General features: G+C 73.7%; 9 protein-coding genes and 1 tRNA gene. 4 read left to right on the top strand and 6 right to left on the bottom strand.

The annotated features are described in order from the left end of the window. Positions 1-50: 50 nt before the first annotated feature. The 4 genes from Voc01_RS11495 to Voc01_RS11480 all read right to left on the bottom strand — a co-directional run bounded on the left by Voc01_RS11495 (position 51) and on the right by Voc01_RS11480 (position 4361). Complete coding sequence (locus Voc01_RS11495) at positions 51-563, bottom strand: glycosyltransferase (protein WP_203927323.1); 513 nt, start codon at positions 561-563, stop codon at positions 51-53. A gap of 529 nt (positions 564-1092) precedes the next feature. Then, the gene (selB, locus tag Voc01_RS11490; RefSeq protein ID WP_203927322.1) at positions 1093-2868 is read right to left on the bottom strand and encodes a selenocysteine-specific translation elongation factor; all 1776 of its coding nucleotides are present in this window, start codon (positions 2866-2868) and stop codon (positions 1093-1095) included. Further along, complete coding sequence (gene selA / locus Voc01_RS11485; protein ID WP_203927321.1) at positions 2869-4182, bottom strand: L-seryl-tRNA(Sec) selenium transferase; 1314 nt, start codon at positions 4180-4182, stop codon at positions 2869-2871. An 86-nt stretch (positions 4183-4268) separates the two neighbouring features. Then, positions 4269-4361: transfer RNA gene (locus tag Voc01_RS11480), tRNA-Sec, on the bottom strand. 34 nt (positions 4362-4395) lie between these two features. Between Voc01_RS11480 and selD the strand changes: the two genes are divergently transcribed. After that, on the top strand, positions 4396-5385 hold the full coding sequence (gene selD / locus Voc01_RS11475) for a selenide, water dikinase SelD (RefSeq protein WP_203927320.1): 990 nt from the start codon (positions 4396-4398) through the stop codon (positions 5383-5385). On the opposite strand, the gene Voc01_RS11470 is transcribed toward selD, so the two are convergent. Next, entirely contained in the window at positions 5366-5638 is a 273-nt protein-coding gene (locus tag Voc01_RS11470) for a hypothetical protein (RefSeq protein ID WP_203927319.1), read from the bottom strand. The two genes, selD and Voc01_RS11470, sit on opposite strands and share 20 nt — an antisense overlap. A gap of 113 nt (positions 5639-5751) precedes the next feature. Here Voc01_RS11470 and Voc01_RS11465 point away from each other — a divergent pair, with 113 nt between their 5' ends. Next, positions 5752-6390 carry an rRNA adenine N-6-methyltransferase family protein gene (locus tag Voc01_RS11465; RefSeq protein WP_203927318.1) on the top strand — a complete coding sequence of 213 codons (639 nt, stop codon included), beginning with the start codon at positions 5752-5754 and terminating at the stop codon, positions 6388-6390. A gap of 21 nt (positions 6391-6411) precedes the next feature. Here the strand turns inward: Voc01_RS11465 and Voc01_RS11460 are convergent, their stop codons facing one another. Further along, on the bottom strand, positions 6412-7185 hold the full coding sequence (locus Voc01_RS11460) for a maleylpyruvate isomerase family mycothiol-dependent enzyme (RefSeq protein ID WP_203927317.1): 774 nt from the start codon (positions 7183-7185) through the stop codon (positions 6412-6414). A 129-nt stretch (positions 7186-7314) separates the two neighbouring features. Here Voc01_RS11460 and Voc01_RS11455 point away from each other — a divergent pair, with 129 nt between their 5' ends. Further along, complete coding sequence (locus Voc01_RS11455; protein ID WP_203927316.1) at positions 7315-8409, top strand: NAD(P)/FAD-dependent oxidoreductase; 1095 nt, start codon at positions 7315-7317, stop codon at positions 8407-8409. 419 nt (positions 8410-8828) lie between these two features. Next, positions 8829-9590, top strand: coding sequence for a DUF998 domain-containing protein (locus tag Voc01_RS11450; RefSeq protein ID WP_203927315.1), 762 nt, complete (start codon positions 8829-8831; stop codon positions 9588-9590). Positions 9591-9864: the final 274 nt, after the last annotated feature.

Raw genomic sequence — 9864 nt, 5'->3', positions numbered from 1 at the left:
GACGGCGGACCCGACCGAGGCCTCGACGGGCGTGGTCGCCGGTGGCGTGGTCAGGCGCCGGCCAGCGGCACGTGCGTGCTCACCTCCGGTGACGCGGCGATGCCGTGCGCGTTCAACACCGGCAGGCCGGCCCGTTCCGCGGCGGTCCGCATCGCCGCCCGGCGGGGACCCTTGCCGATGACCAGCAGCACCGCCGGAACCCCGCGGTGTCGGAGGGCGGCCAGCGCGCGCAGCGACCGCTCGGGCTGCTTCTCCGCCGACAGCCGACCACAGTGGACCAGCAGCAACTCCTCATCGCGCGCCAGCGTGGCCCGGAGCGCGGGGTCGTGCCGGCCGGGCCGGAACTGCTCCAGGTCGACGCCGAGCGGCACCCGGCGCAGGTTCGCGACACGGAGCCTCTCGAACTCCGCCGCGGCCCACGCCGTGGTGCACACGATCCGGTCGTAGGCTGTGGCCGAGCGTCGGTTGAGCCGGTCGGACACCAGGTCGGACGTGCGACCCGCGTGCCTGCCGGCGCCGGTCGCGAGCCTGGTCAGACCGCGCAGGCTCTCGTGCGACACCATGATCGACCGGACCCCGGCGCGCCGCGCCCACGAGCCCGTCCAGCGCAGGGTGGTCCGGTCGGAGACCTCGATGCGGTTCCGGGGCCAGGTCCTCGAGCAGCCGGCGGACGGCGAACCGGTTCACGATCACCCGGTAGCCGCCGGTACCGGACACCCGGCCCGGAAAGCGTTATCATCCGGCCCTGCAGCGTCCACTCGTCGCGGGGTGTGGCACCGGGCACGATCAGGACCGGTTCGTGTCCGGCCGCCCGGTACCCGGCGCCGAGTTCCCGCAACGCCGTGCGGAGCCCGCCCGACGTGTCGGTGACGAAGTTCGCCAGCCGTACGATCCTCACGTTGCTCCACCTTCCGATACGAGCGGCAAGCGCTTTCCTCCGGCAGTCACGCGGCCACCCCGCCGGTCCGCCGGTCGGTGCGCCGGCCGGTCCGGCGACCCGCGAGCCGGCCGCCGGGTGCGCCGGGTGCGCCGGCAGGCTGCCGCGCCGTAGCCGCCGGGCGAACTGTTGGCGAACCGCGTTCCGCGACGGAGTCAGGCTTCGGCGGTTCGGTCCGGAGGAGCAACGACGACCCGGGTGTCGTCGGGCAGCCGGCGGGTCACGCCCTTCTGGTCGAGCAGTTCGAGCAGCGGCACGGCGACGCGGCGGCTGGTGTCCAGCGCCTGTCGGGCGGTGCTCAACGTGAACGGCTGGGGGAGTTCGGCCAGAACGTCGGTGGCACGTTCCACGGTTCCCGGCAGTAACAGGACATCGCCGGCCCGGACGAGGACACCGGCCCGGACCGCGGCGGCCACCTCGCGCCGGCCCAACCCGAGCTGTGCCAGCCGGTGCGCGTCCGGGGCCTGGAACGGTCGCCTGGCAAGGTCGCGGCCGATCTCGGCGACCGCGCGGGCGACGGGCGTCGGCAGGGCGTCGCCTCTGTCTGCCCGCGCCGTGACGCGTCCACCGTGGACGGTCAACGGTGGACGGGCGAGTGCGGCGACGAGCGCGCGATCGGGCAGCCTCAATTCGTGGCGGGCGGCCTCCACCGGCATCCCAGCCTCGAGGGGATGCGCCGTCTCGTACGCGTCGACCGTGTCGGCCAGTCTGCCGGCGAGCCGGTCGGCGTGGCCGGAGTCGACCAGCCAGTCGCCGGCCAGGGGCGCGGGCGGGTCGGGAACACCCATCCGGAGCAGATCGGCGCGCCGGACCACCCGGCGTCGGCGTACCTCACCGGCCGCGTCCGGCTGGGCGTCCATCGTGGACAGTTCGACCGCCCTGTCGCGCGCGGCTCCGCGTCGCCGCAACGGTGGCGGCGCCACGTCGAGCACGGTGACGCCGCCGGCCACGTGGTGGCGGCCGGGATCCCGGAGCAGGCCGCGGTCGCCGATGCGCAGCGGCAGGGTCCGGTCCAGTCGGAGGCGTGCGGTATCCGTCCCGAGTGGACGGACGTGTGCCTGCACCGCCGCCGACCCCACGTGCAGGGTGACGGCCGGCGGCAGGTCCGCCACCGGATCGCCGTGCACCCGGACGTCGACGACCTCGACGAACGTGAAGCGGCCCGGCGTCACCAAGGCGTCTCCGCGCCGAACCTCGGCCCGGTCGATGCCGCGCAGGTTCACGGCGACCCGGGCCACCGGTGCGACTGTCGTCGCCGGCTCGCCCAACGACTCCAGCGTCCGGACCCGGACCGTCCGGCCGGCCGTCTCCAGTTCGTCGCCGGCGTGGAGGGTCCCGGCGCCTAGCGTGCCGGTGACCACCGTTCCGCTGCCACGGATGGTGAAGCTCCGGTCGACCCACAGCCGGACCGGTGCGACCGGGTCGGCCGGCGGGAGGGTCGCACCGAGCCGGTCGAGAGCCGCGCGCAGGTCGGAAAGGCCTTTCCCGGTCGTTCCGCTGACCGCCACCGCCTCGACGGTTCCCACCGAGGTGGCCGCCACCTCCATTCGGGCGCGTTCGAGTGCCGGCCCGGGATCGGCGAGGTCGCTGCGGGTGACCGCGATGAGCCCGTGTCGCACGCCGAGCGCGTCGAGCGCGGCCAGATGCTCGGCAGACTGGGGCATCCAGCCCTCGTCAGCCGCCACGACGACGAGGGCCGCCGGCACCGGTCCCGCCCCGGCCAGCATCGTCGCGACGAAGCGCTGGTGCCCCGGCACGTCGACGAACGCCACGACGGCGCCGGACGGCAGCGTCGTCCAGACGAAACCGAGCTCGATCGTCATGCCGCGGCGCCGCTCCTCGACGAGCCGGTCCGGCTCCATGCCGGTGAGCGCCCGTACCAGGGTGGACTTGCCGTGGTCGACGTGACCGGCCGTCGCGACGACGAACATCTACGCGTCTCGGACCGCGAGGATCGCCTCGCGGAGCGACTTGTCGAGCCCGTCCGGCACGCAGCGCAGGTCGAGCAGCAGCCGATCGTGATCCACCCGGCCGACCACGGACGGGTCACCGAGCCGCAGTGGCGTGGCATAGCCGGCCGGCAGTGCCAGCGCCCACGACGGCAGCTCCACCTCCGGAGCGCCGCCACCGCCGACGACCGACATCGTCCGCACCACGTCGGCGTCGACGCCCGGCAGCGTCGCCGCGAGTGCCCGCGCCCGGCTCTTCAGCCCGGCCGGATCCGCGGAAAGCGCTTGCCGTACGGGGTGGGCCGGCCCACGCAGGGTCGCCTCGAATGCGGCGAGGGTCAGCTTGTCCACGCGCAGCGCACGGGCAAGGGGGTGGCGACGCAGCCGCTCGACCAGCTCGCCGGCCCCCAGGAGCAGCCCCGCCTGTGGACCACCGAGCAGCTTGTCGCCGCTGGCCGTGACCAGCGCGGCACCCGCTTCCAGTGCGCTGGCCGCATCGGGCTCGTCCGGGAGCAGCGGGTCGGGGGCGAGCAGGCCCGACCCGATGTCGACCACGACCGGCACCGGAAGGGTCGCCAGTTCACGGACCGGCACCGACGAGGTGAACCCGCGAACCACGAAGTTCGACGGGTGCACCTTCAGTAGGAAAGCGGTTTCCGGGCCGATCGCCGTCGCGTAGTCGGCCAGCGCGGTGCGGTTCGTGGTGCCGACCTCGCGCAGCCGCGCGCCGGTGCACCCGAGCAGATCGGGCAGGCGGAAGCCGTCTCCGATCTCGACCATCTCGCCGCGGCTGACGACGATCTCACGCCCGGCGGCCAACGCCGTCGCGGCCAGGGACAACGCCGCCGCACCGTTGTTGACCACGTGGACGGCCTCCGCGGCCGGGACCGCGTGGGCGAGCGCCGCGAGCGCGTCGCGCCCACGTCGGGCCCGCCGGCCCGTGGCAAGGTCGAGCTCGACGTCGGTGTATCCGGTCGCCGCGACGACGGCCTCGACCGCGGCCGCGGAAAGCGGTGCCCGCCCCAGATTCGTGTGGATGACGACGCCGGTGGCGTTGATCACGGGTCGCAGGCTCGCGGCGCGCTCGGGCAGTGCGGCGACGGCCACGTCGGCCACGCTTGCCGGCGGAATCTCGCCGCGCCGGGCCCGCTCCTGCGCCGCGACGACCGCCGCCTTCACCGTCGACCGGCCGAGTGTGGCGGTGGCGGCGCGCAGACGGGGGTCCGCCAGAACCGCGTCGGTGCGCGGCACCTGACGCCGTGGATCGGAGCCGGTGTCACGATGCGGATCGGTCACCCGACCTCCTCCCGCAGCACTCGCAAGGCAGCCTATCGAAGGCAGACGGCGCGGTCGCGGCGGACAGGAGAACGGCGGACACGAAACGGAGACGGACGGGAATCGAACCCGCCTGGCCCGGATCCCGGGCCACACCGGTGTTGAAGACCGGGAGGGGCACCAGCCGCCTGAACGCCTCCGGACCGGAGCCTAGTACCTGGCTAAGGTCGACCCATGACGAACCGGCTTACCGGATACGCCCGCGGCGGCGGCTGCGCCTGCAAGATCCCACCGGGCGAACTCGAGGCCGTAATCGCTGACCTGCGCGGATCCTCTGTCGCGGGCAACGGTGAACTGGTTGTCGGGCTCGACGATGGTGACGACGCCGCGGTCGTGACGATCGCCGGTGGCACCGCCGTGGTCGCGACCGCCGACTTCTTCACCCCGGTGGTCGACGACGCCTACGACTGGGGCCGGATCGCCGCCGCGAACGCGCTTTCCGACGTGTACGCGATGGGTGGCACGCCGGTCGTGGCTGTCAACCTCCTGGCGTGGCCGCGCGACCTGCTGCCGATGACGCTGGCGGCCGAGGTGCTCCGCGGCGGGCTCGACGTGGCGCGCACCGCGGGATGCCACGTCGCGGGCGGGCACAGCGTCGACGATCCGGAACCCAAGTACGGCATGGCGGTCACCGGCGTCGCCGACCCGGACCGCCTGCTTCGCAACGACTCCGGTGTGGCCGGACTGCCGCTGACGCTCACCAAGCCGCTGGGCCTCGGGGTGCTGAACAGCCGGCACAAGGCGACCGGCGACGTGTTCCCGCACGCGGTCGACGTGATGGCCACCCTCAACCGGGACGCCTCGCGGGCCGCGGTCGCGGCGGGCGTCCGGTGCGCCACCGACGTGACCGGGTTCGGGCTGCTCGGTCACCTGCACAAGCTGGCCCGCGCGAGCCACGTCACCGCGGTGGTCGACGCGGCGGCGGTCCCTTACCTGGAGGACGCGAGGAAAGCGCTTGCCGACGGCTATGTGAGCGGCGGGACCCGGCGCAACCTCGACTGGGTGCGGCCGCACCTGTCGGCGTCGGTCGGCGAGGACGAACTGCTGCTGCTCGCGGACGCGCAGACGTCCGGAGGACTGCTCGTGGCAGGCGAGCTGCCGGGCCACCCGGTCGTGGGGGAGCTGGTCGCCGCCGAGCCGGGTGTCACCCTCGTCGTCCGCTGAAGCGGCATGGCCTGAACGGGCGCAGCGCGCGGTAGGCCAGACGGCGCAGGCCGGTGCGACGTGACCGGTCCGGCTCGGGAACGAGGAGACCGCGCTCGGCGAGGAACTGGGCGGCCTCGTTGGCGTCGGGGCACGGGCCGTCGCGTCCGCAGGCGGCGCAGGCGCCCGTGTCGGTGCTGGTGCGGTGCAGGTCCAACCGGCGCCGCTGGGCGCCCACCGCCGCATCCGCCGCCGTCGATCGGTAGACGTTCATGCGTGGCATTCGTCGCCGTCGACGCCGTGGATGTGGTCGTGTCCGCGATATTCGGTTGATCGCCGCGGCGGCCGCTGCATACGGTCGCCGCATGGTCATGATGATGGTGCGTCGTGTCCGCGGGACAGCCCGCCGCGGCGTCGGGCGGATCCCGGCGGAGCTGGGGCTGGCACCCGCTCACTGACGAATGGGCCGCTCGCATCGTCGACGGTTCGGGTGTGCGACCCGGTGAGCTGGTGTTCGACATCGGCGCCGGCACGGGTGCGCTCACGGCTCCGCTGGTGCGGGCCGGCGCCCGCGTGATCGCGGTGGAACTGCACCCCGGCCGGGCCGAACGACTGGCCGCCCGGTTCGCGGGCGCGCCGGTCACGGTGCTCCGGGTCGACGCGCGTGATCTCCGTCTGCCACAGCGCCCGTTCCGCGTGGTCGCGAGCCCGCCCTACGGCATCAGCAGCGTCCTTTTGCGGTTGCTCACGGCGCGCGGCTCGTCGTTGGTCGCGGCCGATGTCGTGTTGCAGCGCGCGGTCGTGCGTCGCTGGGCGGACGCGGGTCCGCCTCCGACCGGCCGTCGCCGCGCTGTCTCGGGACCGGACGCGGCCGCCGCCGGCCGACGCGCAGGCGCCCACGTACGCCCGGGCGTCCACGTGCTCAACGGTCGGTGGACGGTCACCGTCGGACAACGGTTGCCGCGCAACGCGTTCCGGGTCCCTCCTCAGGTCGACTCGGACGTGCTGGTCATCCGCCGCCGCTGACCGGCGACGGCGGACGACGGATCAGAAGCCGGGGAACACCGCCCGGAGGTCGGCCAGCGTGACCTTGGCGGCCGACACGTCGACAGTGTCGGCGTTCGAGTCGTCGAGGCGCCCGAACACGAGTCGCAGGAAGGACTCGGCCGTCATGCGGACCACGCCGTCGGGCTGCTCCGGTCCGCCGTTCTCCAGGGACACCGACTCCGGCGCGGCGCCGAGCACGAACGTCCGCGTCGGGCTGGTGGTCTCGACGCGCACCGACCAGGTCGCGCCGGACGGCTTCGCCATCCAGCCGGTGCGTCCGGCAAGGTCGTCGATGAGCATGTCGACCGCGTACTGCGCGACCCGCGCCGACGGGTCGAGGGCCACCGCCACGTCCCAGGTGTGGACGGCGTGCTCGGGCAGCCGGAACTTCGCGAGCCCGTCGCCGTCGAGCTCGAGCATGCCCCCGAAGAGGGAGATGCTGGCCGCGGCCAGTTCCTCGGCGGACATCGCCTCGTACGCCTCGACCAGCCGTGCGTCGGAGCGGACCCCCTCGGAGACCTGCTCCTGCGGGGAAAGCGCATTCCACCGGCCCCAGATCTCCTGCATCGCATCCTGACCGATCGGCTCGGTGTGCTCGCGTGCCGCCTTCAGCCACTCCAGGTTGATCTCGGCGCCGCTGCCCAGGTGCGAGTAGACCTGCGCGATCGTCCAGTCGGAGCAGTACGACATGCGCGTCGCCGACTCTCCGAGGCCGTCGGCGAGGCTGGCGAGCAGGTCGTGGGACGAGCGCAGAGCACGCACGGGTTCGGACATGGGGAAAGGCCTTTCCGTCAGCGGTCGCAACGGGCCGAGCTTACCCAGCCGCGAACCCCACCCACCCTGGGTACGCTCGGCGCCGCGCGCCCCGGGCGCAACCGGCACCCAGCCGGGCACAATCGAACGGTGATCGAGGCAGACGTCGCGGTGGTCGGTGCGGGCATAGCGGGGGTCGGTGCGGCGTACGAGCTGTCCGCGACCGTGTCGGTGGTGCTCCTGGAACAGGAGCGCCAGCCCGCGCATCACACGACCGGCCGGTCGGCCGCGATGTTCCTGGAGAGCTACGGGGGCGAGCGGGTCGGTCCGCTCACGGCCGCGAGCCGGCCGCTGTTCGAGAGCGTCGGGACCCTGCTGCGCCCCCGCCCCTGGCTCGTGGTCCAGGACCCGGCCGCGCCCGCCAGCGGCCACGACATCGCCGGCGGAGAGGTGCTGGAAGCGCTTTCCCCGGCGGAGGCGCTCGCCCTGTGCCCCGTGCTGCGTCCAGAGTGGACGGAGGGCGCGATGATCGAGCGGTTGGCCCAGGAGATCGACGTCCTGGGGCTGCACCAGTACTTCCTCGGCGGCGCCCGGCGCCGGGGAGCACGGGTGCACCTGTCGGCGGAGGTGCTCGCCGGACACCGCGAGGGTGGCTTCTGGCACCTCGACACCACCGCGGGTCCGGTGCGGGTGGGCGCGGTGGTCGACGCCGCCGGCGCGTGGGCCGATGTGGTCGCCACCCGGCTGGGAGTCGAGCCGGTGGGGCTGACCCCGCTGGTCCGCACCGCTGCGGTGGCCCGCTTCGCGGCGGCCGATCCGAACTGGCCACTCGTCGGCGACCTGGCCGAGACCTTCTACTTCCGGCCCGAGGGCCAGGGGCTCCTGATCTCACCCGCCGACGAGACCCCGGCCGAGCCGCACGACGCGCGGGCGGACGAGCTCGCCGTGGCGCTCGCACTGGAGCGGGTCAACGCGGCGACCACGCTGGGGCTGCGCTCGGTGTCGACGGCGTGGGCGGGGCTGCGGACGTTCAGTCCGGACCGGGATCCGGTAGTGGGACCCGACCCGGCCGAGCCCTCGTTCTGCTGGCTCGCCGGGCAGGGCGGCTTCGGCATTCAGACGGCTCCCGAGCTAGCCCGGCTGGCGGCAAACGCTGTCCTCGGCGGTGGCACGCGGTTGCCGGAGGCGCTGTCCGCCGCCCGCTTCCGGACCGACACGGGGAAGGCGCTTTCCGCGGAGCGGTGAGGACACGGGCCGGCGGACGGGCAGGCGGGTTCCGCGGAGCGCCGGGCGCAAGGAAGCGGTGGGGCCAGGAAGCGGTGGGGCCAGGAAGCGGTGGGGCCAGGAAGCGGTGGGGCAAGGAAGCGGTGGAGCAAGGGCGGTCGGGCAAAGGGCGGTCGGGCAAAGGGCGGTCGGGCAAAGGGCGGTCGGGCAAAGGGCGGTCGGGCCAGAGGTTGAGGCCAGAGGAGGGGGCAGGAACGCCCTTTCCCGGAAAGTGTGATCCCGAGGCGGCGGCCAGCAGGCGCTTTCCGTAGAGCGGTCACGCCCGGAGCCGGACGCGGGAACGCGCTTTCCCGGAGCAGCGGGACTCCAGTCGAGCGTCGGGACTCGAGTCGAGCGCCGGAACCGGAGGAAGGGCCGGCCCGCGGTGGCAGAATTGGCCGATGGCACTGCCCCGGTCGTTGGCTCTCGCCGGTATCGCCGCGATCGTCGTCGCCGTGGGGATGATCGGGTCTCTGCACGTCACCGGGCCGTCGGCGGAGCTGGACCCCATGCGGCGCACCATCAGCCAGTACGCGTTGCTGGAGACCGGGCACGTGTTCAACACCGCGGTCGTGGTGCTGGCCCTCGGCTCGGCCGCCACCCTGCTGGCGCTGGTGCGCACGGAGATAGTGCCCGTCCGCTCCATGGCAGCCCTGGCGTTGCTGCTGTGGTGTGTGGGACTGGCCGCGGTCGTGTACTTCCCGAAGCACAACTGGGCCGTCGGCCCCTCGGTCGAGGGGACCATCCACCGGTACGCGAGCGTGGTCGCGTTCCTCAGTCTGCCGGTGGCGGCGTTGCTGGTCGGGCGGCGCTGGTGGCGGGACCCGCGGTGGCGGACCCAGGCGAGGGTGAGCACTGCTCTCGGATTGGTCGCACTGCTCTGCTTTGCGCCGATCGCGGTCGCGTTCGTGTTGTACCCGTTCACGGGCGTTCCGTGGTGGCGGGCGATTCCGTTGGGCGGGGTCGAGCGGTTGCTGGCTTTCGTCGAGGTGGTCGCTGTCGTCCAGCTTGCGCTGTGGGCGATCCGTGCGGGGTCGCGCGGCGCAAGCGCAGGAGCGGTCCGTGCGGGGTCGCGCGGTGGAGGAGCGGTCCGTACCGGGTCGCGCAGTGGAGGCGCAGTCCGTACCGGGACACGTGACAGCAGGAACCGCGCGGCGTCGTAACACGGGCCGGGCCACGCTGGAGAAGGACCAGGTCGCGCTCCAAGAAGGGGCACGCCGCGCCGTAGAGACGGCGCCAGGTCGCGCTGCAAGACCGGCACGTCGCGCCGTAGGGATGGCGCCAGGCCGCGCTGCAAGACCGGCACGTCGCGCCGTAGAGACGGCGCCAGGCCGCGCCGCAAGAACGGCACGCCGCGCCGCAGAAGACGCCGGGCCGCGCGGTAAGAAGGGCCGCGCCGCAAGAGAGAGACCAGGCCGCACAGTCAGAGCGAGAGCG

The organism is Virgisporangium ochraceum, assembly GCF_016863655.1.
GTDB classification, from domain to species: Bacteria; Actinomycetota; Actinomycetes; order Mycobacteriales; family Micromonosporaceae; genus Virgisporangium; species Virgisporangium ochraceum.
This window is presented reverse-complemented; position numbering and strand designations above follow the sequence as displayed.